The following is a 24,029-nucleotide window of genomic DNA, read 5'->3' as shown; positions in this document are numbered from 1 at the left end:
CTAATTTGTCGGTCTTAAAAACTTAAATACTAATAATAAAAAGCTAAATAAAATAAAAACTTGAGCATCTTGACTAGGATCACCAGCATAACCATCTTGTATCTCAGTAATTAATTCATGTGTTTTCACTTATCCCATCTCCTTTTATATATTTAATTTATTAAAAGTTCATTAGAAAAAAAGACGACATTAAATAAATCGTCTTTTTTCTAATGAACATCTATAAAAACTTTATTTCTTTTCCTGATTTTCTACTTTTTCAGTTTTAGCACTGAATCCACTTTTAACTCCGTCCCAAAAATCACAACCACCTAATGAAAACACAACTACACATAATAGACCTATCATAATACCTTTTTTATAGTTCACTTTATAACAACCCCATAAATATAACTTAATATCATAATTATAATATATAAACTGGAAATATCTATAAAATCCACCTTAAATTAACCTTAAATAATTAGACCTTTTTTATCATTCATTAATGGAGTAACGTTAGGAAACCGCATTTTCCTGACGCTACCCCATACCCCTATTAGTAAGGATCCAGGCTTATCGACAATTGCAAAAAGCCGGAGATTTTGCCGATATAGAGTCCATCGGTACCCATACCATGCGCAAAATCTTCGGCTATTGGTTCTATAAACAAACAAAAGATGTTGCTATGTTGCAAGAAATACTCAACCATAGCACTCCACAGATCACATTAAAATATATAGGAATTAATAAAGAAAAAAGATAATATTCTAGATACATTTTGTATTCAATATAATAAAATCTATATGTATCAATTTATAAAAAGGAGATTATCTAATATGAATCATAATATTGAAACTCAACATACAGATGAAATAAAAGAATTAAAGACTTATATAGAAAAATTAGAAAAAGAAATTCAGCATTTAAAAGAAAATAAGAACACAAAAAAAAATACGAATTTAAAATAGGCGGTAATATAGGATTAGTAATCATTATCTGCTTAATATTAATCCTATATAAAATCAATTAAAAAAAGAGCAAATGCTTGCTCTTTTTCAACTCTTAAGTAATTAATAAATTATTGTCTTTCAAATTGCTGTTTAATAACTTTTTGATAATACTCATGATTACTTAATAACTCATCATGAGTTCCAAAACCTGTGATTCTACCATCCTCTAATATAATAATTTGATCAGCATTTACAATAGTAGACAACCTATGTGCTATTACAAAAGTTGTTTGTTTATTAATTAATGCACTTATAGCCCCCTGCACTTGTTTTTCTGAATCAGAATCTAGATTTGCCGTAGCCTCATCTAATAATAGGAAATCAGCATCACGCATTAAAGCTCTAGCTATTGCAATACGTTGTTTTTGTCCACCTGAAAGTTGATTACCTCTTTCTCCTACCTGAGTATTATAACCATCCGATAAACCAACAATAAATTCATGTGCATTTGCGAGTGTTGCAATTTCTATCAATTTATCATCTGTAACCTTATCATCTTTTCCGTATAAAATATTATTTCTGATTGTACCTGAAAAAATTGGAGTATCTTGCGAAACATAGCTAAATTTCTGTCTCCATTCTTCAACATTGATATTTTTATAAGATACATCATCCAATAAAATATCTCCATTAGTTGGATTATAAAACCTTTCTATTAATGAAAATATCGTACTTTTCCCAGAACCACTTGGTCCAACTAGTGCTGTTAAAGATCCTTTCTTAATTTTAAAAGAAATATCTTCAATAACATTGTTTTTTTCATCATATCCAAAAGAAACATCTTTAAACTCTAATTGAGTTGGAGATTCAATATATGTTTTAGTAACAACTTGAACTTCCTCTTCTTCTTCTAAAATTTCAAACAATCTTTTCATAGATCCTTTTGCCTCTTGGAAACTAGTTAAAAAATGATTCATTTGTATAAAAGGAGACATAATTTGAAACAAATACAATAAAAACGCTACTAATTCACCAGAACTAATAAGCCCTTGATCTACCCTCCAAGCACCAAAACCTATTACACCAATTAAAACTATAGTAGTAAATGTCCCTAAAACTGGAGTTAATATAGAATTAATTTTAGCTCTCTTAATTCCATTCTTATAAAGAAATTGAAAATGATTTTTTCCATTTTTCGCTTCTTTTAATTCAGTATTATAAGCTTTTACAAGCTTAATCTCAGAAAGAGTCTGTGATAAATAAGCCGTTAACTGAGACATTTTATTTTGTTCTTGAAAAGAAAGATCATATACCTTCTCTCCCAAAGGAATTACAACAAAAAGAGTGATCGGTACTACTAAAATCAAAACCAATGTCATTGGAACATCTAAAGTAAACAAAATAATTAAAGAAAGTACTAATGTTATACAACTCGTGATTAAATCAACAATTTCAGATGAAATAATATTCACTATTGCAGTAGTATCACTAGTTATTCTACTTACCATTTCACCAGATTTATTATCATTGTAATATTTTACAGGTAACTTTAAAAACTTATCCCATAATTTATCACGTAATTTTTTTACTATTTCTTCTCCAACTTTAGATAATAAATAAAGAGAAAAAGCTGAAAAAATTATTTCCAAAATTAACAGAATAGCAAGTTGACTTATTAATCCAAAAGATATACCTTTTGAAAGTTCATCCATTATGTCTTTTATTAATAAAGGTACTATCAATGAAATTACACTTGAAACAATAGATAATAATAATCCTGAGATAAAATGAATTTTAGAAGGATTAGTTATCTTCCACATTTTCTTAATTGAAAAATCCTTTTCCGCTTCCATATTCTAGTTACTCCTTTAGACTAAATAGTTTAAATAATATTTGAACAAAATAATATAATTTTTGTAATCACAAAATAACATTATAAAACGAAATATAGAATAAACGTAGAAGTTTATTACTATATTTCAAATAATTTCTTTTTTTGTAATAAAAATAAAAACCATTTAAATAAACTTATAATTATATATTAATATATTTAAATTAAAATTCATATTTTTTACAGTGATTTCATTTAATGATAAAAAACGGAATATAAAATCAATTTCTTTTCTTACTCTTTTCCAATAAATGTAGCTTTGAAATAAAGTTTGATCAAAATGAATTCTTTTCTTTTTAAATGAACTTTCCATTTTATAAAAAAGTTTAATCAAAACTCACTTAGCATTCTTTGATTAAAGGGATAAAGCATCGTGACTTTATTTCAAAGCTACAAAAAGAGCAAAAAACCTTATCTGCTTAATACACAAAAAGAAGCAACGTTTATTTTGGCGTTGCTTACTTCTTATTTTCCTTCTATTCATTTAGAAATACCGAACTACCATTATTTTAGACTGCTAGAAAGTTCCGTAAAAATAACTCCTAGCGCAAAGGCACCAGCATCAGGATAACCCAAACTTCTTTCGCCAACCGTACCAGCGCGGCCCATTCGAGCAACAATTTCTTTTGTATATTCCGCTCCTGCAATAGCAGCCTCTGCTCCCTTTTCAAAAGCAGTCTTAAAGTCCGTACCAGCTGCAGCACTTTCTAACCAAGAATTTACACAAGGCACAAGTGCATCCACAAGGGTTTTATCGCCTACCTCTGCTCCTCTTCCGAAAGAGCGCTCACCGATAGACTGTATACCTTTAAGTGCAGCTTGTAACATTTCAGCAAACTCTCCGACTGTTAATTCCATTTTCCCTTCCATAGCCTTACCTGCTGCTCGGAAAGCTCCGCCCCAAATCGGGCCAGAAGCTCCCCCGCAATGTTCCATAATAACCATAGAGCACGCATCTAGAAATGCTCCTATATTTAAACGTTCTTGATCCAAAATCGATCTCCATTCTCGCTTTAATTGCTTGAATCCCTTAGCGACGCTCATCCCAAAATCGCCATCACCTGCATGGGTATCCAATTCGCAGAATGGCACTTCGTTCTTGATAATGATTTCGCTCATTTTATCTATAAGATAAATCATATTATCCAATGTGATTATCTCATTCTTGATTATAGCGAATTCTTCCGTTGTTTCCGTCTCAAAGAAAACTAGTTTCTCTTCTTCGTGATCCTCAATATCAACGTATTCTACACTCTCAATTGGTCCATCTACCCGAAACGCAGGTGTATTACATTCTTTAGATAGCAATGTCTTCAGCTCATCGTCCAGTTTCATTACTGTTAGGGAAATTCCAGCCATATCAATACTAGTCATGTAATTACCGACAAACGTTCTATTTATTCGTATATTTCTTTTACTTAACTCTCTTGTAACTGCGTTGTTAAACAGATACAGTTCTTGAAGCGGTGTGCCGCCAAAGCCATTTACTAAAACAGCAATTTCAGCATCCTCATCACCATCTAGAACTAAATCCTTCACAAGATCATTTGTCATACGTAAAGCCAGTTCATCTGCAGTCGCAATTTTTTCCCGTTTTCTGCCTGGTTCTCCATGAATACCGACGCCATATTCCATCTCATCCTCACCCAATTTGAAAGTAGGCGATCCACTAGCGGGAACCGTACAGGAAGTTAGTGCTAAACCAATTGTTCGAACATTTGCTGCTGCTTTTTCCGCTACGGCTTTGACCTGCATCAAATCCATACCTTCTTCTGCTGCTGCACCAGCAATTTTATGCACTAACACAACTCCTGCAACACCGCGGCGTCCTACTGTATAAAGACTATCTTCTACTGCAATATCATCATCTACACGGACATATTCTACTTGAATGCCATCCTCAGTAGCTAAGTGAGCACCATTTTTAAAGTTCATGATATCTCCACTGTAATTCTTAATAATGAGCAGCGTACCTTTTTTGCTAGCTGTTGCTTTAATCGCCTGATATACCTGGATCTGTGAAGGGGAAGCAAATACGTCTCCACATACTGCGGCATCCAGCATTCCTTTTCCCACTAATCCCGCATGTGCCGGTTCATGTCCACTACCGCCACCGCTAATTAAGGTTACCTTATTTTCGTTCATTTCCTTTTTCTTAATTACCTTATACTTTTTTAACAACTCGAGTTCCGGATGGGCCATAACCATCCCATTGCACATCTCCATAACGAGAGTTTCAGGTTTATTTATAATTTTTTTCATTTTTTATTCCTCCTCTGTAAGTTTTGTTACATTTTTCGCAAACCTATTCGTATCCACACTTCCATGATTTTATTGATTCATAAGGGATTCCTGCCACGATACATTCCCTTCTGAATTATGATATATTTGAAAGCGTATTCTTACTAACTATACTAAAATGAAAGCGTTTTATGGTAAACGGACAAAATTAATGATTTGTCTAAAAACGCCCACTTCATTTATAGATGAGATGTTACTATTATTAAAAACGAATAAAGTTGTAGGGATGATTAAGATGACCTCTTCTATAATTTCTAAAAAAATCATAGCGAACTCATTAAAAAAATTAATGGAAACGGAACCTTTCCATAAAATATCAGTGAGTGATATCATGTTAAATTGTCAGATGCGCAGGCAAACTTTTTACTATCATTTTAAAGATAAATTCGAACTGTTAGGTTGGATTTATAAAGAAGAAACGAAAGAGAATATTATAGACTTTCTTGAGTATGAAAAATGGGAAAATATTTTCGACCTATTATTTGATTACTTTCACCAAAATCAGCGATTCTATCGAAATGCATTTAAAGTAATCGAGCAAAATTCATTTAATCATTATCTATTTGAACATACGAAAAACTTATACATCAAGATTATCGACGAACTATTAATTGGCTGTAAATTAGTGATTTCCGAGGTGAAAAAAGATACACTGGCCTCTTTTTATAGCCATGGCTTTGTTGGGACGATAAAAGATTGGATTGAAAATCATTGCACTGTAGACCCGTCTATCATGTCTTCTATGATCAAAAATATGATAAACAATCAATTAGTACTTTTACTAGAGCAATCAGCAAACAAATCATAAGGTGGAAAAACAATGAAGAAAATTATGAATGATGCTCAAAATATTGTTCAGGATATGTTACATGGCTTTTATTTTGAACATAGCGATAGAATATCTTATAACGCAAAATACAACATCATTTATCGGAAAGACCTTGCCGAAATTGGGCAAGATGTTGTCATCATAAGCGGCGGAGGTAGTGGGCATGAACCAGCTGATGTTGGTTATGTAGGAGAAGGCATGCTTTCATTAGCAGTCAATGGGGAAATCTTCACCCCACCTACACCAGAACAAGTATTGGCAGCAATTCGTTTCGTGCCCAAAGACAAGAATGTCCTATTAATTATTAAAAACTTCAAAGCTGACGTGGAAAGCTTTTTAACTGCTGAATCTTTAGCAAAAGAGGAAGGAAGACTTGTTGATCATGTCATTGTAAATGACGATGTTTCCATTGAAGATGATGCTTCCTTCAATAAAAGAAGACGAGGAGTAGCTGGCACAATCTTCGTTCATAAAATACTCGGAGCAGCAGCTCTTGAAGGCTATTCTTTACAACAATTAACGAACATTGGTCTTTCTGTCATTCGCAATCTACATACATTAGGAGTTGCGCTTTCTCCAGCAACCGACCCTATCCAGGGCAAAGCTTCTTTTACCTTACAAGACAATGAAGTTTTTTATGGAGTCGGCATCCATGGAGAGAAAGGGTACCGTAAAGAGGTGTTATTTTCCTCTGAAAAATTGGCTATTGAGCTGATGAATAAACTCAAAAGTATTTATCGCTGGAAAAAAGGTGATAAGTTCGCCATCCTAATTAATGGATTAGGTGCTACTCCATTAATGGAACAGTATATCTTCGCAAATGACATTCGTCGTTTATGTGAACTGGAAGGATTAGATATTCGATTTGTAAAAGTCGGAACCCACCTAACCTCCTTAGATATGCAAGGCACTTCATTAAGTTTACTTAAAATAGAAGATCCACTTTGGGAAACATGGTTAAAAGCAGATGTTGAAGTGGCTAACTGGTAGCTGAAAAGGCGGCCGACTATTTCTGTCAGCCGCCTAAAATGAATATTAGTTCAGTTTAGGCGGCAATTTATCTTTTTTCCATTACAGCAAAGTAATTTTCTTCGTTATCTGCAAAGTTAAATACTCTGCCTGAAGGCATATTTACAATTTCTCCGACTGTGATATTTTTATTTGATAAGTTGCTACGTAATTCATCGAGATTTTCCGTGAAAAACATTAAAGAAGGTGTACCAAGATGTAATCCAGGTGACATTTTAGCAACGAATTCCTTATTGTGCAGAATGATGCTTGTTTCTGCGCCCTTTGTGGGAGCAATTTCAATCCATCTCATTCCTTGACCGTTATTTTCTTCAGAAATTACACGAAATCCTACTTTTTCTGTCCAAAAATCCACTGCCTCATCTTGGTTATTTACATATAACATAATTTGACCGACTTTATTAATCATAGACTTCTCCACTCCCTTATATAAGTAAATACCAAACCCGATTCTCCCAATCCTTTTCATCACCAAGGTTTCTGATACTCAATGACAACTTAATAGATACGACAATAAATTAAAACTTCCTCTTTAAAAAATAAAGTATTACAGAAACTAACGGAGCAGTTTCGTGTAAGTAGGAGATTATAAGAGCGAGATAGAATATTAACAGAATTTTTTCTTTGGAGTTAGTATAGTCATATGGACACAACTTAGTTAAGTCCTTACAATGGATTTCAAGGAGGGAGTGTCCGTATGGCATTTACGTTTTCGTTTCATTCCGCCTGCTTCTATAGCCAATTGATTAAGTGTAGCGGTATCCCCCAGTAGCAATAGTAATATACGAATTAAAGAATAGCAAAAAGGAATGTGAGTATATCACATTCCTTTTTTTATTACTATTCAGCAAGATACAGTACCTAGTGAATTCTATATTGTCCCGTTAGTTGCTCTTCTCCCATACGAACTAAACGTTTAGTAATTTCTCCGCCGACAGAACCATTTGCGCGCGCAGTTGAATCTGGACCGAGTGTAACCCCAAATTCACGAGCAATTTCATATTTCATTTGCTCAATAGCACTCGCTGCAGCTGTTATAAGAATTTCATTTGTATTGTTGTTTTCACGAATATTCATCTTCTGCACCTCCAATTTAATTGTTTATATAATGCTCTGAATTTCAGATAAATATGCAGACTAGTATATTTACTTAATGATAGGTGCATTATTTTTCTTCTTTTATTTCCACTAATTGATTATCTTGAGAAACACTAGAATCAGAATTCGAAAACCTTCTAGTTATAAATACCTTACAAGAATAAACTCCCCAGACTATGTAAAGAAATCCTAAAGCCTCCCTAAAGATTATACCCGCATTAAAAAATTTAGGCGGAATCATCAAAAAGGGAAGAATGTATGTTAAACCACCAGAAAAACAAAATGGTAAAAATAAAACTAACATCCAAATTGGTTGATTTTAACAACTCGTTTTACATTTGTATACCCTTTTTACGAATTGACAACCATTCACCAGTCTAAATATTTGTTTTATAAAATTTTAAAAATAAGAATAAAGAAATCTAGCTAGACCAACTTTGTTCAATCTAAAACATTTTTCAAACCAAACAGTTTAGAAATTAATTATTCTCCAAACCCCACTTTTATGTTCTTTCTTACTTTTTAAAATAAACAGCACCAAAGTTTTCATTAAATCTCTTACACCATATAGAAACCGAACCATATGTACTTACATCTATCCCTTCAGGAATTTCATAGTTTTGGTCTCCTTTGTTTCCCTTTAATTTTCCTAATTCAATATACCGATGATTTTTAACGTCTTCATTATTCTTCAAACGATTCGTAGGAACTAATACAACTCGAACATCTGGCCCGTTAGATGTTGAAAAATTGGAAAGTCGTAAAACACGTTTTCCATCCGCTAATTGATGGATTGTTGCCGTTCCAGTTGTTTCATGGACACCGTTTTGAAACTGCCCTTCACTTATTATTCGTTCTGGTTGTTGCTTTGTTTCGTGTGAGTTCATTTCTGTTTGTGGCAATACTTCATTCACATGCTTATCAATAAATAATTTCTCGGGGCGGAACAAAGACCATAAAATTCCCCCGACAATCACGAATCCTGCTATAAATAATACATATTTTCTTTTCATAAAGTAAAAGACCTCCGTTAACATGATGTTTAGTGATATGTTAACAAGGAGGTCTTTCATTTTTATAACATAAATATTACAAAAGTCTTTCAGCAGTCATATTTTTTCTGATGTGATGGGCAGAGTAAACCAAAATTCACTGCCCTGCTTGCCATCTGAGCGATCTCTCACACCAATTTCTCCTTTGTGCATTTCAATCAATGATTTTGCAATGGCTAATCCGAGCCCGGATCCTCCAGATTGTGAACTTCTTGATGGATCTGTTCTAAAAAAACGTTCAAATACGCGTAATTGGTCATGTGGAGCAATTCCTTCTCCTTCATCACGCAAAATGAATTGGACTTGTTGATTTTTCCTATTCTCCTCTATAATCAACTCAATTGTTCCAGATACAGGGGAATATCGAATTGCATTATGTAACAAATTATTTATGACCCGTACTATTTTACATGGCATAATTAAAAGTCGAGGTAATGTATCAGGAACCTGTAATTGCAAATGGATCTGTTTGTCCGCTAATAAGACAGAATGTGACTCTAGTACATCTAATAGGACTTTGTCTATATGTGTTAAACTTGGATAAAAATCTACTTGTTCAAATTCTAATTTTGAAAGATCAAATAAGTCATTGATTAATCCACTTAATCTTTCTATTTCTTTTAAGATCGTCACTAAGTATTGCTTTTTCATTTCAGGATCTTCTATCAGGTTATCTTGTAATGCTTCTATCATCAATTGCATGCTAGCCATAGGCGTTCGTAAGTCGTGTGAAATATTTGTAATCAGCTCTTTACGTGCTTTTTCCCCTTCTTCTAACTTAGTAAACCCTTCTTCTAACTTTTTTGCCATCTTTTGAAAGGCCGTTGCTAATTCTTTAAACTCCCGTGGTTCTTGTCCAATTATATACATCGTTTCAAATTGTCTATCACTAAATTGTTTCGTTAATTCAATTAAATTTTGGATAGACCTCATGATAGGACGTGTCATTAACCAGTAAATAAACGTTGAAATAATGAATGCTACAACTGCGATTACGGTTAATAACCGCGTTTGTTCCGGTTCAAGTAACATTTTCGTCTCACTATACCATATAGCAATTACCATGATACTGGTACTTAATAAATTCATTAGTAACAATTGAATACGTAATCTCATGTTTCATTTCCTCCATTTGGCTCAAAGCGATATCCTATCCCCCAAACCGTATGAATCCAACCTTCTGTTCCATTTACAGCGGTATATACTTCATATTCTTCTCTTTCTAAATACCTTTTGCATACTTCTCGAATATTTTCTTCATCTTCTACGATTAGAATTTTTTTTTCATATATAATCCTCTCTTCGTTTTCACAAATAACAAAAAAAGGTTCTCTTATTTGCTTTCATCTAATAAATCTATGAAACTCGGATACACAAATGTTGTTGCTGATAGTATTGCTAAGTTAGAATCTAACACATGGATCTTATACTCACTAAGAATTATTAAAAATGATTATATAATCCAGATGGTAATTTTAACATTGGACTATTTGTATGACTAGATAAGTTCTGTTTATATACCATTTTTAAAAGAATAAATACTGGGGATCGTTCAGTTTGCGGCTTATGGAATAGAGGTAACAAATTTATAGAAAAATTTGTTACATTTAGAAACCTATATATGTACCCCCTATCCATATGGACAGAGGGTACATATATAGCATCATTCTTTACTTAATACTTTCTAACTCCCATTTATGATTCTCACCTGGTGAAGTCGTCTGTTCCGGTTTTAAAATATACTGGTTAACACTTACAGGTGGGTAAATCCCATTATCAGCGACACTACCAACCCATTTATAGAATCCATACGTGATATAAGTAGAATCAGATTTTAAATAGAAGTTCTTTTCATTCGTAACTTTGTCTAATTTAATTGTGGACCTGTTACGTTCTTGATCTAACCAACTATAATCATACCCATTTCCGATATTAAAGTACTGATAACCAGCATGAGTGCTGTTCGTAAACTTAAGGAATACTTCTTCATCTTTTCCAATTGGTTCTCCTGGTTTAGATTGACCTTTTCTCTCAATGATTACTGGCGTAGCTTGAATATCTTTTCCATGTATTTCTTGACTTTTCGGTCCAAGTCTTAATCCATCCCAATTGTTCCCCTTTACATCAAAGTGTACATATTTCCCTCTTATACTTTGAAATAAAGTACTTACATGCCACTCTTCGCTCACTTTTTCACCAACTTGTGAAGCAGTTGTTTTCAAATAATATGGTTTTCCTTCTACAATCAATTCACCTGCATTGTCTACTAATAAGTTATCAAACCCTTTATTATACTTAACAACTGTAGAGATTTTTTGTGTCGGAAGTTTTTTTAGTGCATCATTGATTTCAAATATAACTTCTTGTGATGGATTGAAATCATTTAAACTTACAGTTTCTTTAGACTCATATACGTTTCCATTTTTCACTAATGTTACTTTCTGGGTTGTTTTAGAATTTTTCTTTTCAAAAGAAGCAGAGATTTCATTACTTGCTCCAAATACGCCCGGTACAACTGCCGCATAAAACTTTTTCTTAATTGGGTCATAAGCACTATATGTTAATGTCGGTGGCTGTAGTTCTTCAAAAGCACCGACTTTCCAACTTTTTTCTACAAGAGATTCTTTTACATTTTCTAGATTCCCATTCTCAAAGATGTTACGCTCTCCACGACTATTATCTACAATCGCATTTACTTTTTTAGAATCTACGTTGACATGCTTTAAAACCTCGTTAAACGTTAAATTCTCACCAATACCGTTTGGCGCATACACTCTAAACTTCGGTTTATTCCCGATATCTGTTTCTAGTAATGCAGTAGACGCATTTACACGAGATTCATATTTTCCTGAATCTCCTAAATTCGTAAATTCTCCATCTTTCTCGATAGACAAGTCCATTGTACTCGTAGGTAATACTTCAACAGATAGAGGGGCACCTTGTTCAACAGCTTTTAATTCATCTAACGATAAGTAAATATTTACATCTGCTTGATTATCTAAGCTGTCTATTAATACTTCTGTTTTATTTCTTCCGCCTTTTTCTGTGCTTAAGTGCTGTGCTTTATAACGATCTTGTGTTGCCTTTACCGTATTGATAATCTTATCTCCTAAGCGAATGTTAAAATGAGGAGAAACATTTTCAGCTGATGCTGTACCTGTATTTTTATATTCTAACTGTAAGCTTACCTTTGCTGCTTTTGCTGAATCTACAGTTTTTGCGGTAGACCAATCAAAATTATTAGAATAGCTTTCTGTTTCTGTTTCAGTTTTTGAATATCCATAGCCTACATTTAATGAAGCTTCACCTTTTGGCACAGGTCCTGCTGCTGAGCCTTCAACACCGCCTGTCCCAGTTAGACCAACATTAAAAGAGTGCTGCGTAGATACACTTTTCTCCCAACCTTTACTGATAGATCCTCCTTTTGAATCCGTAATAGATGCAATCGGAGTAACGCCAATACGTTTGATTCCAATTTGTAAATTCGGTATATTGGCAACCATTGGATTTAACTCAGTATCAGAATCACTGCCAAAATACTGAACTTCATATTCATCTGTAAAAGGATCTCCATCCGAATTCGCACTCATAGGATTGGTGATAAATTTCAATTTATTTTTGTCCTTCTCTGAATCCCATGCTCGCGCTTCATTTTTTCCAGTTTGATAATTAAATTCAATTTTATATCCATGTGTCTCTAGGTCGTTAGGAATACCATCTTTATCCCAATCGTTATTTTGTACTTCAATTTTTTCAGTAGAAATCTTTCCTTTTCTTCCGTCAGTTCCATAAAGAACATCTTTTCCTTCTTTTACATTTGAATCCTCTTTGAACATTTCAACTATACTTTCTGGATTCGGCTGCTTTACGTCTGCTAAAGCAGGGGATGTTAGCGTCATTGCCATAGTTAAACTACCTACTACACTAAGTATTGGCTTTAATTTTTTCATCTTCGTTTTCCTCCATATTTCCTATATATGTTTGAACATTTACTAGTAATAAAAATTGTTGAGAGCATATTCTCTAGTAAGATTGACTTCATCATATCTAACAATTCTTTCATTTCGCTTTCGCAAATGTTACAAAAGTCTTTCGTAAATCTATCTTTTTGTTTTATATGCATACAATGTTGTTTATATAAATAATAGTTTGATTGAAATTAATTAGAAGGGATCACCATACATCGCTATCAAGCTAAGAAAAACAAGGGTTCTGGCGCGAAGTTTTCTAAACTAAACTCTGTAAAAAACGAACAGGAGAATAACAGATGAAATATTTTAAAGGAAAACAGTTCAAAAAAAACAGCTTGATTTACGGAACCAGTCTGTCCAAAATCAAAAAGAAATTATTCATCAACTGTTTGGAATAGCCTCATAAGCTAGAAATGCAAAGGAATTATATATTCCATAAATAATAATATAAAAAGGCTCAACCCATAAGAAAGGATTAAGCCTTTTTAATATGTAGACTCACACAAATAATCTGTACATCAATTCTCCTGTGATATACAGATCATTTGTATGATAATTTTTACAGATAATTGCGGAATAATGTACTTACATTACTGATTTTAATAAATCCGTTACTAATGGAATTACTCCACCCAAAAATTTTAAAACTGCGATTGCGATTTCCATATTATTACCTCCTTTTTTGAATATTAAGATGTTGTAAATCTTTATGCCTTTATTACAGTAAGTGCTTACATTGATGGCAATACATTTTAATATGCAATATTTCATATTATATAAGCTGATATTATTGCTATGATAGAAAAGGTAAATGCCCCCTCATTTTTTGATCTAATACAAATCTCAGTAAGTAAAAAGGGAGAAGAATGTTTATCATTCTTCTCCCTTTTTATCTTTTCACGAACCCTACATATCTACCGTAAGAGAAGTCCTGTATACGATTATTTACTTCACTCCTTTTCTTCATATCTTTTTACAACTCGATAAAATATCGGACTCGTCATACTACACCTTCTCATCGCTTCTAATACTGACATATTTCCATATTTACCTAGAAGAAAAAGGATGTACCACAGTTAATAGTTGAAGCCATAGCGAAACAGCTGGATCTTTCATTAAGTTTATTTGATCAGTATCGTTGGGGAGCTGAAGATATACAAAAATGTTAAACTCGGTTGGTTCAACAAGCCTATAAAGTCTATTGAGATTGCGAAGGCTTCTACTTAAACTAACGGAGCAATTTAGTTTAAGTAGGATATTATAAGCGGGATATAGAATATTAACAAAATATTTTATCCCGCATTAACGGGCAGTACCCCCCCACCTCAAGGTTCAGAGAGAAACAAGGAAGATAGATGGGGAATAACTGCCCGTAAAAGCCCGATTGGTTCAACTAATAATCAGTGGGGGATGAAGACCCCCACTGATTAAAGTTTCACTTTATAAGGGGGAATATAATTGTCAATTTCAAAAGATACTGCTAGTTACATGATTCGTACTGGAAAAACAGAAGATTCCGAGGCAATTTTAGACATACAGAAATCAGTTGTTTCCGAAGGCAAGTTTCTCATTTCGTTATCCGAAGAGTTTAATAAAACTTCATCTCAACAAAGAGAATGGGTACAGGGCGTATTGGAGAATGAAAGAGAAACATTAATTGTAGCTGAAAAAAATGGCGAAATTGTTGGTTGGATCGTATTTCTTACCGAAAATAAAAAACGATTGTCTCATACAGGTTCCTTTGGAATAATGATCAGTAAAAATTACAGAGGACTAGGAATTGGAAAAATGCTACTACAAGCTTTATTAGACTGGGCAGAGAAAAATCCTCTCATTGAAAAAGTAAGTTTAGGAGTTTTCTCAACAAATCATAGTGCAATATCTTTGTACAAAAAAATGGGCTTCATTGAAGAAGGCCGTAAAATTAAAGAATTTAAGATGAATGATAATGAATATGTGGATGATATTCTTATGTACAAATTCGTTTAATGAAATTGATTTAATGAGGCTTTTTGAATAAACGGGTACTTTACTTGAATAAGATAAAAAAAAGGTCAATTTCTACAGGAGATTGACCCTTTTTATTGGGTTGAAACTTACTTAACGTTGTAACTCCGCATATTCCTGACGCTACGCCATTAATCTAAGATTTTGAAATGCACCCAAAACAAACTTTTTTTACTTTTTGAACTACGAACTTCTTAAATTAGATAATAACAGGGACCACACAAAAAAAAGCCGTTCCCCTATAAACTATGGAAATCGACTTTTGTAATTTATCATTTACAATGAACACCCCTGTTAATGTAACAAGGATTAAGATTTATTAGCTATTATCATAAAGCGTTTTGAATTTGTACGGATTCCTTTTTCAGTTTTGTTTGTTATAATAAATTTTTTCAAAATGTCAAAGTCCTCTTTCTCTTCACCAAATCTTGGTATGATAGGTGTGTGTTTTAATAGGAAAATGAGGTCTTTAGGTGTTTGATAATAATCAATAGCATCATACTCTAAAATTTGCACATCAGCAAAGCCCGCACACTTCAATTCTCGGACATATTTTTCTTTTAATGTGCCGTCTTTTTCTCCTAAGCACTGCCCTCTTCCAAACGCTTCTTTTAAGTTCAATTTATCATGTTCGCTGACTTGCTGTGTTAAAAAGATACCGCCCTTTTTTATTACTCTTGCTACTTCTGCCGCCACAAAAGGTGCATGACAACTAGACACAATATCAAAAAAGGAATTTGGGAATGTCAAATCTTCGGACTCCATTTTGAAAACTTTAACGTTTGACACACGTGCTTTTCCCAAGTTAGACTGTGCTGTTTCTATCATTCCACTTGAATTATCAATCCCAATTATACATGAAGCTGCCGATGCAATTTTTAATATATTCTCTCCCCCGCCTGTACCAATATCCAGCAAAACATCTGAGGGTTTGCATCTCTCTATTACTTCTTCATAAAACTCCCACGTAGCACCTTCAGTTACGTATTTAAGTTTACTAAAATCCCAGCCGTTTGATCTTCCGACTTTATCATAAAAATTTTTGTAATCTAATTCATTCATTTTGTATATCCACCTTCCAAAAGAGTGTAAAAACTAAGACTATAAGACTAGTTAATAAAACAATCCCGTGCCTTGATTTAATAATAATGGGTGACTACCGAAACAGATTCAAAGCTTATATTTCCGAAAAAGGGCAGACTTCTCCCTTGATGGCTGGTACGCGTTTTATCCAACCCGAAAACTAATTACTTCGAACAATACGGAAAGACATCCACTTCACCCCATTTGAAAGATTATATTAATTATACTCTATAACATTCTTTTGTGTACGTTGTAAAATACACGCTATTAGATAAACTTTTCTGTTATCATAACATCAAAAGAAGATCTACATACTAAAACGAAACACAGCCTAACACATTGGATCATCCTGCATGGCTATCAAATTAAGATATATTTATGTCTACAAAACGAGAAAAACACTATCCTTTCTGTATATTTCTACAAAAAAGAATAGTGTTTTTTTGTTCAATATGGGTATAAATTCATCTTAGCTTGATGGCAATGTGGTGCTATCCTTAATTCAAGATAAAAAGGGAGAATTATTATTTATAGATGAACAATTTAAACAAGAATTATTGCAACGCATGAAATGCAGGATTTCTTAACATTTCTTCATGAAATAGAAAAGACACCTATCGCAGGTGTCCATCAAACCAGTATTTTGTTCAGATTCGATTTTATTACTGTTTGTGCTTCTATATATATTTGTTGTTTCATAGTGCCGAATTTTTTGTTATTGTTTAACTTTATATATATTGTATTTTTACTTACTAAATAAGCGGAGAATACATAGGTATCGAAATATTTAAGATGATATTTTGTTTAGAACATTCATTATCGCTTAAGACAGGAAAGAAGGTATACATATGACAGAGATACTGAATTTATCTTTATACTTCATTTTGTTTATCCTAATAATATCCATAGTATGCTTAATCTTATTAGTATTCATGAAGATTTTCGGGAAAACAATGAATTATCGTCGTTCTGTTGAAAAAGAACGAAAAGAACATTCTTCAACAAAAGATACAGTGGCGTATAAGGATTCAGAAATAACTACCAAAGATGCTGAAGCAGATTGGATGAATGCAGTGATGACAACATCTTTTGTTGTTGCAGCTATGAAAAGTGCCCATGAAGATTCAAATATCGATCATGATTCAGGAACTAGCAGCGATAGTTCAGATTCAGCAGGACATAGTGATTCATTCGATAGTGGAGACTCGTAAGATAAGCTAAGTACGGAGAATGCTTAGCTTTAAAGTATGCAATTGGTCAGCTGGAAGACTCTAAGAAAACAATTATTTACATAACAGCAAAAGGTCTTTTAGATGGTAAAACAATCAATCAAGAGCAAGTGATTGAATTTAAGGCAGAATAATTCATAAGACAAAAAGGATAGATAGTAGTAGAACATTCTACTGCATCTATCCTTTTTTATTTATAAATAAAAACATATTAATCGAAGTATGCCTCTTATTTTGGATATCTACAGCAACCATACTTTTAATCTGTATTTATAGGAGTAGCACCACACATCCATCAAGTTAAGGCTATATATAATTTTCAATAAAAACAACCACCCTTTCATGGAGTATCCATGAAAGGGTGGTTGTTTTATGTCTTCAATGAATCTTACAGAAGAACTACAGTTATTAGATAAGGAATTAAAAAGTAAATTTTCACTTACATTTTTAGAATCACTTGCACTAGAAACAGGCATGATTCACCGGATAAGAAAATGTAAAGCACAGGATATCGATTCTTTATGTGTCTTTTTAAGTAAAACAGCTGGAACAGAATCTTTAGCTAGTCTATGTGCCAAGTTGAATGAGACGACTGGGGTCTCGCTCTCTTCCGAGGGGTTAAACCAACGTTTCTACTCTCATACTGTTCAATTTTTTAAACAAATTTTTTCAGAATTATTTCATCAAAATATTTGTTCGACTCCATCAATAGGAGGAAATTTCAAACGAATTCGAATCTTAGTTGAACTCATGTTACTTAATCGTTCCCATCCCACCAATTTCTACATTTACCTTGACGTTTACATCCCCTTTTGCTAATGCCTTATTCCATTTATTTTGGACTTCTTTCCATTCTGGATACGTGTAAGCTCTTGCATATATCCCAAGCCCAATAGGGTCGATTTTGGCAGCTTGTATTTTCTTTATTAATTGCTTGAAATCAGCTTCCATCTTAGTTTCAATAGCTTTTTGTAATTTTGCTGCGTCTTCTCTTGTATTGAACGAAAAAAGCCGTTCTGTAATACCGATTCTCATCTTTACATCTATATTAAATATAAAATGATTATCATACCTTACCTTTGTCTTCACTTTAATATTTTGGGCACTAAAGCTTATCCAATCTTTATCCTGGCTATCCGACTTTAGTTTAATTGCAATTGTAAATGGAAACTCACCTTTCGTTTCTTGTTGCAAAATGCGTAATAGTTTGTTTTCATCGGATTTTAGCGTTAATTTATACCTTCCTTTTTCATCCAACAAAGCTGTACCTGTCACCCATATTTTATTCTTTTTTTTCATCTCAGTAATACTTGCTGTTATCCCTTTGTCTGCTACTTGTTCATGTAATTTTTGAAGAGTTGTTTTTACTGCGATATTTCTTAAATAGGCTGTATCAACTAGTTTTGTTAAATATAAAGGAAGCCGCGGCTTATCTTTTGGGTGATAAAAGATGACGTCCGAAACAGGTCCATCTACAGCAACAACTCGTGTGGTAACTGTATTTTTGGGGTCTCGGTAAAATGGATCGAGGTAATTTTCCCAGTTTTTTCGTTTCATTAGCCGCTTTCCAACTAAAATAACCTGTGTTTTACTTCCCGAGGTAAGCGCCATAACTGTAGCGTCAAATTTCTCTCTAGCATTTCGAATCGTAACAGATTTCACACCAGTAGTTTCTTCTTTTACCTTTGCTTCTTTGTTAAAAACAGGACTTGACATGTACACCAATAAATTATTATTACGATCTAAATCGATTCCAAGGATAAGACTAAGGGAAACATCTTCAACATTCGTTTGATCAAAGCATCCAGTCATCATGAACACCGATAACAAAATACAACATAGTACCTTTCTTTTCAATGTATCCCCCCCTGGCGAGACTTCTCATATACCCAGCTATACATCCATAAAATGATAGGTGATATATACGTCAATCCTAATCCAGCATTCGATACTACCTGTTGCCAAGTTTCGGATTGATTCCAACTAGGATGAGTCCAAAATATGAAGCCGATAATGAGTAATAATAGAACAACAACATGAGAGGTGTGATCTTGTTTCCCAAGTAATTGGCTAGAACAAAATACAGCGCAGTATATGCAAGGAATCCAGGCTGTGGAAACAACGGTTAAGTAAACAGCTAATAAAATCATGTCAAAACGTTCTAAAAAACGAAATTCAATTACTTTAAGTAAATTTAGTACCGGCTGGTTAAATTCTGTAATGCTATCAGGGCTAAAATAGGCAAAGCAAACAATAGTAGCAAATAAATAAAATAACATCGTTAAAGTGTTTGCAATAACGATTCCATGGACTGCATACTGTTTTTTTTGTAAAAACGGATATAAAAAGAACGCAATATCAAACCCTAAATAAGCAAAAATAGTGGTCGGTACAGCCGTTAATACCGGTTTCCACCCTTCTTTTAAGAGCGGAAAGAAAGGCAGCCAACTCCCGCTCTCTTTTAGCGGTATCAAAAAAAACAGCGGAATCCAAAACAGCATATAAAAATTAAGTTCACAGTACCGTCCTATAATACGAGGGCCGTTGCGTACAACAAGAAAGGTAGGAATCGAAAACAAAAAGATAATGATATAGTCAGGCGTTTTCGGAAGCAGCCATCCCTTAAGATAAAGCATAGCGTTCACAAGAATGATACAAGAATAAAAAGCGAAGTATATCATGTAAATCACAACTAGTGCTTTCCCTACTATTTTTCCAAATAATCGTATAAGAATGTCGTAAAGCGTGTCCTCGGGATATCTTGCAGCTGTTTTCACTATAAAAACACCTGATATTGTGGAGAATACCCAGCCGATAAGTATAGCTATCCATCCATCTGTTCCAGCTTTTTCTGCAAGCAATCGTGGGAGAGATAAAACTCCAGTGGCCACCTGCATTCCATTGATTAAAAAAATATACTGCATAAGGGTGATGTCATTATAGGCATACTTTTTCATAGTTTCACCTTTTATTATGGTTTTTTCCTTGTCGAATAGATTGAGTGGCTCCCGTACCCTTAAGACGACTTCTCATCGCCCATAAAGGAAAGCGTACAAAAGTATCTTTCATATCTACAAAGCGAAACGGTGCTAACGGCGTTCCGTAAGGGGTACCTAGCGATTCGAGACTGATGAGATGCGCAATTAATGTCATCCACCCGATAACAAGTCCTACAATTCCAAATAAGGCAGCTGATAGCATCATCGGAAAGCGTAAAAGTCTGACTGCCGCTCCCATATCATAATTAGGGATAATAAAAGAAGCGATGGCTGTAATAGCAACAACAATAATCATAATGTTGCTTACAATCCCCGCCTGAACAGCCGCTTGTCCAATAATAATTCCGCCTACAATTCCAATCGTCTGACCGATCGGAGTAGGCAGCCGCAAAGCCCCTTCCCTCATCATTTCTAATGTCATTTCCATAAGCAGTGCTTCCATAACTGGAGAAAATGGTACGCGCGTTCTTGATTCCGCAATAGACAAAAAAAGTTCTACAGGAATGACTTCAAAATTAAAGGAAATAAACGCAACATAACTCGCAGGTAAAAATAGAGCAATCATAAAAGCGACGAAACGAAGTATACGAATAGACGAGGCAACTAACCAACGTGTCCCGTAATCATCAATTCCTTGAAAAAAGGAGATAAAATTTGTTGGAGCAATTAATACATTAGGCGAATGATCCATTACAGTTACAAATCTGCCCTGTAAAATGTGAGATACTGCCAAATCAGGTCTTTCAGTTAATATAAATTGGGGAAACGGTGAGTACGGGTTATCTTCAATGAATTCGATAAGTTCACCAGTACTCGCAACAGCGTCGACCGTAATATTTTGAATCCGTGTTTCTAATTCCTTCAGCACATCTTCAGAAGCTACATCGTTCAAATATAAAATAGAAATCCTCGTTTTGCTTCGTATACCAATTATTATTTCTTTTATCATTAATTCGCGATGAGGAATATATCTTCGAATCATTGCGATATTTTGACTTCCAGTTTCTACAAATGCTTGATGCGCACCTTTTAGAGATATTTCGTTATGAGCATCTTCAACATTTCTTTGTGGCCATCCTTTCGTATCCAACTGATGTGCTGTTGTTCGGCCGTGGATTAATAAAACACTATCTCCTCCAAAAATAGCATTTTCAATCTGACTCCACGTATTAATAATTTCAATATGTCCTAATGTAATTGGAAGTTCCGTATTCGTATCAAAAACACTATTCATCAAAGGATTTAGAACGTGATTTTGAATCAATTGTTTATCTGTTAATCCAGACAAATACACTAAAGCTGCTTCTAATCCATCTGCTGTCATTTGAAACCGACGAATCACTAAATCAGGTGCTTGACGAAATATATTCTGAAGCTCAGCTATGTTTTTCGATAAATCAGCGTCTAAGAGGGAGTCCTCTATATTTTTTTCCGAGAAATGAGTATTGTCTCGTATTAAAAATGACTTACGATTGCTTCTATATTTTAACCGTTTCAGAAATTTAGCCATGACTCCCTCACTTTCTACGTGCCTTCTATAGTATGTTTAGTATGCATATATTAAGAAAAAATATCCTAATAACTAGAGAGGCAACGCCAGAATTATTACTATAGATGTCCATTAAGGGGTACCGCCCCATCGCCATCAAGTTAAAATTTTACAATACCCCCAGAACGAAATTTTTTTGTCTTTTATAGCAACGAAGCTGCTTAATGGAAATTGAGATCTTTAATTTGAAATAAAGTTCTTTTTTATATTATAAAGTTATATAAAAATGTTGTGCCAGAACCAACTGGAAACGGCAAGCGGGTACACTCCGCTTGCCGATTTTTCATAGCTTCGTATGTACTTGAATTCCTTTCGCTTTCTCTTCTTCACCCTTCACGCGTACAATTAAATCATATGATCCGGATTTTGGCGCTTCAAAAGAAAGCAAACCTTCTTTTTGAGAAGTGACTTCTTCTTCATAAATGACCTTATCGTCTTTTGTGACTTGCAATAAAATCGTACCTTCTTCAACGGCTGCCTCATAAGGAATTTCCACATTTCCTTTTTCAGCTTTAATCGTTTGCACATCGTGATACCCTTGCAGGGATCCAATTTTTAAAGTCGTTTCGCCATTTTCTTGAACCTTTGTGACTTTTGTTGCTGTATTGCATGCGCTTAACAATACAACAAGAGTGAGAATGAGAAATGAACGTAGCAATTTCATAGAGATTCCCCTTTCTTTTTTATCATTATAAAATTTTACCATTGCGGTAACTATTTTATCATTTTTTGATAAGCCAACATACTCATCAAAATTAAAAATTGTTATTTACTGATAACCTGCATGACATCCGCATCCTTTCAGCCTAATAAACTCCCGTAAATTTACTTCATCTACATTTTTTTTTGTAAATTTTAATACAGATTCTCTTGAACGCTCGATTTCATTTTTATTTTCATTATAGAACTTTGACACATACACATCTGTAGTAATTACGTCACTTACATAAATTGGTTCTGGTGCAAAAACTCTAAAACTTTCACAAGTAATCTTCTAAACTTGGACATACTGATAGTATTACTCTAGAAAAAGGTGTGTGATCGATATGGAAAAGGAAAATTTGTTCAAATGGAAGCATTATCAGCCGGAACTAATCTTATTAACAGTAAGGTGGTACCTACGGTACAATTTGAGCTTCCGTAACCTGGTGGAAATAATGGGGGAACGAGGCTTATCCATAGCTCACACAAATGATCTGCACATCAATTCATTCTTGATATACAGATCATTTGTATGATATTTTTTACATATAATTGAAATTGCGGAATAATGAACTTACATTACTGCTTTTAAAAGTTCTGCTACGAATGGGATGATTCCACCTAAAAATTTTAAAACTGCCATTGCGATTGCCATATTATTTCCTCCTCTTATTTTGTATAGTAAGATAATGAACTTACATTACTGCTTTTAAAAGCTCTCCTACTAGTGGGATGATTCCACCTAAAAATTTTAAAACTGCCATTGCGATTGCCATATTATTTCCTCCTCTTATTTTGTATAGTAAGATAATGAACTTACATTACTGCTTTTAAAAGCTCTCCTACTAATGGGATGATTCCACCTAAAAATTTTAAAACTGCCATTGCGATTGCCATATTATTTCCTCCTCTTATTTTGTATAGTAAGATAATGAACTTACATTACTGCTTTTAAAAGTTCTGCTACGAATGGGATGATTCCACCTAAAAATTTTAAAACTGCCATTGCGATTGCCATATTATTTCCTCCTCTTATTTTGTATAGTAAGATGTTGTAAATCTTTATACCCTTATTATAGTAAGCGCTTACATATATATCAATACATTTTAATATGCAATATTACATAAGCTGGTTTTATTGCTATAAGGGGTCACTATACATGCCCATCAAGCTAATATTTTAAAGTATCCTCAAAACGAAAATCTTATCTCTTTATAGTTATCTATGGGAATTCAGTTCGTTTTTCTCGTTTTGGGGAACAAAGAATTTCTTAACTTGATGGCAATGGGGTACCGCCCCACATCCAACAACTTAGAGTATATTTTTATACAAAATGCGGTCTTTCCACGTAGTTTT

The 24,029-nt window shown here is 33.7% G+C and carries 19 protein-coding genes and 5 pseudogenes; 9 read left to right on the top strand and 15 right to left on the bottom strand.

What is annotated here, in order from left to right; translation table 11 throughout:
* Window positions 1-129: a hypothetical protein gene (locus QUF99_RS08390; protein ID WP_289369443.1), complete on the bottom strand. Its 129-nt coding sequence runs from the start codon at window positions 127-129 to the stop codon at window positions 1-3.
* Window positions 130-231: 102 nt separating this feature from the next.
* Window positions 232-369, bottom strand: a complete 138-nt coding sequence (locus tag QUF99_RS08385) for a hypothetical protein (RefSeq protein WP_289369442.1) — start codon at window positions 367-369, stop codon at window positions 232-234.
* Between the two features lie 175 nt (window positions 370-544).
* Between QUF99_RS08385 and QUF99_RS08380 the strand changes: the two are divergent.
* Together QUF99_RS08380 and QUF99_RS08375 are read left to right on the top strand one after the other, a co-directional pair.
* Window positions 545-767: pseudogene (locus QUF99_RS08380) on the top strand (tyrosine-type recombinase/integrase); the annotation flags it as partial.
* Window positions 768-818: 51 nt separating this feature from the next.
* Entirely contained in the window at window positions 819-950 is a 132-nt protein-coding gene (locus QUF99_RS08375; protein WP_289369441.1) for a hypothetical protein, read from the top strand.
* Window positions 951-1,060: 110 nt separating this feature from the next.
* Here the strand turns inward: QUF99_RS08375 and QUF99_RS08370 are convergent, their stop codons facing one another.
* Window positions 1,061-2,785 carry an ABC transporter ATP-binding protein gene (locus QUF99_RS08370; RefSeq protein ID WP_289369440.1) on the bottom strand — a complete coding sequence of 575 codons (1,725 nt, stop codon included), beginning with the start codon at window positions 2,783-2,785 and terminating at the stop codon, window positions 1,061-1,063.
* A 542-nt stretch (window positions 2,786-3,327) separates the two neighbouring features.
* Window positions 3,328-5,085, bottom strand: coding sequence for a dihydroxyacetone kinase subunit DhaK (dhaK, locus tag QUF99_RS08365; RefSeq protein ID WP_289369439.1), 1,758 nt, complete (start codon window positions 5,083-5,085; stop codon window positions 3,328-3,330).
* A gap of 274 nt (window positions 5,086-5,359) precedes the next feature.
* Between dhaK and dhaS the strand changes: the two genes are divergently transcribed.
* On the top strand, window positions 5,360-5,932 hold the full coding sequence (gene dhaS, locus QUF99_RS08360) for a dihydroxyacetone kinase transcriptional activator DhaS (protein ID WP_289369438.1): 573 nt from the start codon (window positions 5,360-5,362) through the stop codon (window positions 5,930-5,932).
* Between the two features lie 12 nt (window positions 5,933-5,944).
* Complete coding sequence (gene dhaQ / locus QUF99_RS08355) at window positions 5,945-6,943, top strand: DhaKLM operon coactivator DhaQ (RefSeq protein ID WP_289369437.1); 999 nt, start codon at window positions 5,945-5,947, stop codon at window positions 6,941-6,943.
* Window positions 6,944-7,010: 67 nt separating this feature from the next.
* On the opposite strand, the gene QUF99_RS08350 is transcribed toward dhaQ, so the two are convergent.
* The 6 genes and pseudogenes from QUF99_RS08350 to QUF99_RS08325 all read right to left on the bottom strand — a co-directional run bounded on the left by QUF99_RS08350 (window position 7,011) and on the right by QUF99_RS08325 (window position 13,082).
* Window positions 7,011-7,451, bottom strand: coding sequence for a VOC family protein (locus QUF99_RS08350; protein ID WP_289369436.1), 441 nt, complete (start codon window positions 7,449-7,451; stop codon window positions 7,011-7,013).
* A gap of 392 nt (window positions 7,452-7,843) precedes the next feature.
* Window positions 7,844-8,059: an alpha/beta-type small acid-soluble spore protein gene (locus tag QUF99_RS08345; RefSeq protein WP_289369435.1), complete on the bottom strand. Its 216-nt coding sequence runs from the start codon at window positions 8,057-8,059 to the stop codon at window positions 7,844-7,846.
* 536 nt (window positions 8,060-8,595) lie between these two features.
* Window positions 8,596-9,093 (bottom strand): DM13 domain-containing protein, encoded by a 498-nt coding sequence (locus tag QUF99_RS08340; protein ID WP_289369433.1) that lies wholly within the window; start codon window positions 9,091-9,093, stop codon window positions 8,596-8,598.
* 96 nt (window positions 9,094-9,189) lie between these two features.
* Entirely contained in the window at window positions 9,190-10,248 is a 1,059-nt protein-coding gene (locus QUF99_RS08335; protein ID WP_289369432.1) for a sensor histidine kinase, read from the bottom strand.
* Between the two features lie 56 nt (window positions 10,249-10,304).
* Window positions 10,305-10,424: pseudogene (locus QUF99_RS08330) on the bottom strand (DNA-binding response regulator); the annotation flags it as partial.
* A gap of 378 nt (window positions 10,425-10,802) precedes the next feature.
* Window positions 10,803-13,082 carry a binary toxin-like calcium binding domain-containing protein gene (locus tag QUF99_RS08325; RefSeq protein WP_289369430.1) on the bottom strand — a complete coding sequence of 760 codons (2,280 nt, stop codon included), beginning with the start codon at window positions 13,080-13,082 and terminating at the stop codon, window positions 10,803-10,805.
* A gap of 340 nt (window positions 13,083-13,422) precedes the next feature.
* Here QUF99_RS08325 and QUF99_RS08320 point away from each other — a divergent pair.
* Window positions 13,423-13,509 (top strand): annotated as a pseudogene (locus QUF99_RS08320) (IS6 family transposase); the annotation flags it as partial.
* Between the two features lie 1,052 nt (window positions 13,510-14,561).
* Complete coding sequence (locus QUF99_RS08310; RefSeq protein ID WP_289369428.1) at window positions 14,562-15,092, top strand: GNAT family N-acetyltransferase; 531 nt, start codon at window positions 14,562-14,564, stop codon at window positions 15,090-15,092.
* 327 nt (window positions 15,093-15,419) lie between these two features.
* On the opposite strand, the gene QUF99_RS08305 is transcribed toward QUF99_RS08310, so the two are convergent.
* Entirely contained in the window at window positions 15,420-16,172 is a 753-nt protein-coding gene (locus QUF99_RS08305; RefSeq protein WP_289369427.1) for a class I SAM-dependent methyltransferase, read from the bottom strand.
* A gap of 869 nt (window positions 16,173-17,041) precedes the next feature.
* Between QUF99_RS08305 and QUF99_RS08300 the strand changes: the two genes are divergently transcribed.
* On the top strand, window positions 17,042-17,404 hold the full coding sequence (locus tag QUF99_RS08300) for a hypothetical protein (protein WP_289369426.1): 363 nt from the start codon (window positions 17,042-17,044) through the stop codon (window positions 17,402-17,404).
* 390 nt (window positions 17,405-17,794) lie between these two features.
* Window positions 17,795-18,208 (top strand): annotated as a pseudogene (locus tag QUF99_RS08295) (IS4 family transposase); the annotation flags it as partial.
* Here the strand turns inward: QUF99_RS08295 and QUF99_RS08290 are convergent.
* The 4 genes from QUF99_RS08290 to QUF99_RS08275 form a co-directional block, all read right to left on the bottom strand.
* A complete protein-coding gene (locus QUF99_RS08290; protein WP_289369424.1) occupies window positions 18,176-19,279 on the bottom strand; it encodes a Ger(x)C family spore germination protein in 1,104 nt (367 codons plus the stop codon). The pseudogene QUF99_RS08295 and the gene QUF99_RS08290 overlap by 33 nt on opposite strands.
* Complete coding sequence (locus QUF99_RS08285) at window positions 19,276-20,379, bottom strand: GerAB/ArcD/ProY family transporter (RefSeq protein WP_289369422.1); 1,104 nt, start codon at window positions 20,377-20,379, stop codon at window positions 19,276-19,278. The genes QUF99_RS08290 and QUF99_RS08285 overlap by 4 nt, the downstream gene beginning before the upstream one ends.
* A 4-nt stretch (window positions 20,380-20,383) precedes the next feature.
* Entirely contained in the window at window positions 20,384-21,931 is a 1,548-nt protein-coding gene (locus tag QUF99_RS08280; protein ID WP_289369421.1) for a spore germination protein, read from the bottom strand.
* Window positions 21,932-22,253: 322 nt separating this feature from the next.
* Window positions 22,254-22,634, bottom strand: a complete 381-nt coding sequence (locus tag QUF99_RS08275; RefSeq protein ID WP_289369419.1) for a BA_1872 family lipoprotein — start codon at window positions 22,632-22,634, stop codon at window positions 22,254-22,256.
* Between the two features lie 382 nt (window positions 22,635-23,016).
* On the opposite strand from QUF99_RS08275, the pseudogene QUF99_RS08270 reads away from it, so the two are divergent.
* Window positions 23,017-23,160, top strand: a pseudogene (locus tag QUF99_RS08270) (IS6 family transposase); the annotation flags it as partial.
* Between the last annotated feature and the right edge of the window lie 869 nt (window positions 23,161-24,029).

This window comes from Bacillus sp. DX4.1 (assembly GCF_030348195.1).
Taxonomy (GTDB): Bacteria; Bacillota; Bacilli; order Bacillales; family Bacillaceae_G; genus Bacillus_A.
This window is presented reverse-complemented; position numbering and strand designations above follow the sequence as displayed.

Excerpts from the sequence above, each read along its gene's own strand:
- QUF99_RS08375 (WP_289369441.1), top strand. The coding sequence starts at position 819 with ATGAATCATAATATTGAAACTCAACATACAGATGAAATAAAAGAATTA.
- QUF99_RS08370 (WP_289369440.1), bottom strand. The coding sequence starts at position 2,785 with ATGGAAGCGGAAAAGGATTTTTCAATTAAGAAAATGTGGAAGATAACT.
- dhaK (WP_289369439.1), bottom strand. The coding sequence starts at position 5,085 with ATGAAAAAAATTATAAATAAACCTGAAACTCTCGTTATGGAGATGTGC.
- dhaS (WP_289369438.1), top strand. The coding sequence starts at position 5,360 with ATGACCTCTTCTATAATTTCTAAAAAAATCATAGCGAACTCATTAAAA.
- dhaQ (WP_289369437.1), top strand. The coding sequence starts at position 5,945 with ATGAAGAAAATTATGAATGATGCTCAAAATATTGTTCAGGATATGTTA.
- QUF99_RS08350 (WP_289369436.1), bottom strand. The coding sequence starts at position 7,451 with ATGAAAAGGATTGGGAGAATCGGGTTTGGTATTTACTTATATAAGGGA.
- QUF99_RS08345 (WP_289369435.1), bottom strand. The coding sequence starts at position 8,059 with ATGAATATTCGTGAAAACAACAATACAAATGAAATTCTTATAACAGCT.
- QUF99_RS08340 (WP_289369433.1), bottom strand. The coding sequence starts at position 9,093 with ATGAAAAGAAAATATGTATTATTTATAGCAGGATTCGTGATTGTCGGG.
- QUF99_RS08335 (WP_289369432.1), bottom strand. The coding sequence starts at position 10,248 with ATGAGATTACGTATTCAATTGTTACTAATGAATTTATTAAGTACCAGT.
- QUF99_RS08325 (WP_289369430.1), bottom strand. The coding sequence starts at position 13,082 with ATGAAAAAATTAAAGCCAATACTTAGTGTAGTAGGTAGTTTAACTATG.
- QUF99_RS08305 (WP_289369427.1), bottom strand. The coding sequence starts at position 16,172 with ATGAATGAATTAGATTACAAAAATTTTTATGATAAAGTCGGAAGATCA.
- QUF99_RS08300 (WP_289369426.1), top strand. The coding sequence starts at position 17,042 with ATGACAGAGATACTGAATTTATCTTTATACTTCATTTTGTTTATCCTA.
- QUF99_RS08285 (WP_289369422.1), bottom strand. The coding sequence starts at position 20,379 with ATGAAAAAGTATGCCTATAATGACATCACCCTTATGCAGTATATTTTT.
- QUF99_RS08280 (WP_289369421.1), bottom strand. The coding sequence starts at position 21,931 with ATGGCTAAATTTCTGAAACGGTTAAAATATAGAAGCAATCGTAAGTCA.
- QUF99_RS08275 (WP_289369419.1), bottom strand. The coding sequence starts at position 22,634 with ATGAAATTGCTACGTTCATTTCTCATTCTCACTCTTGTTGTATTGTTA.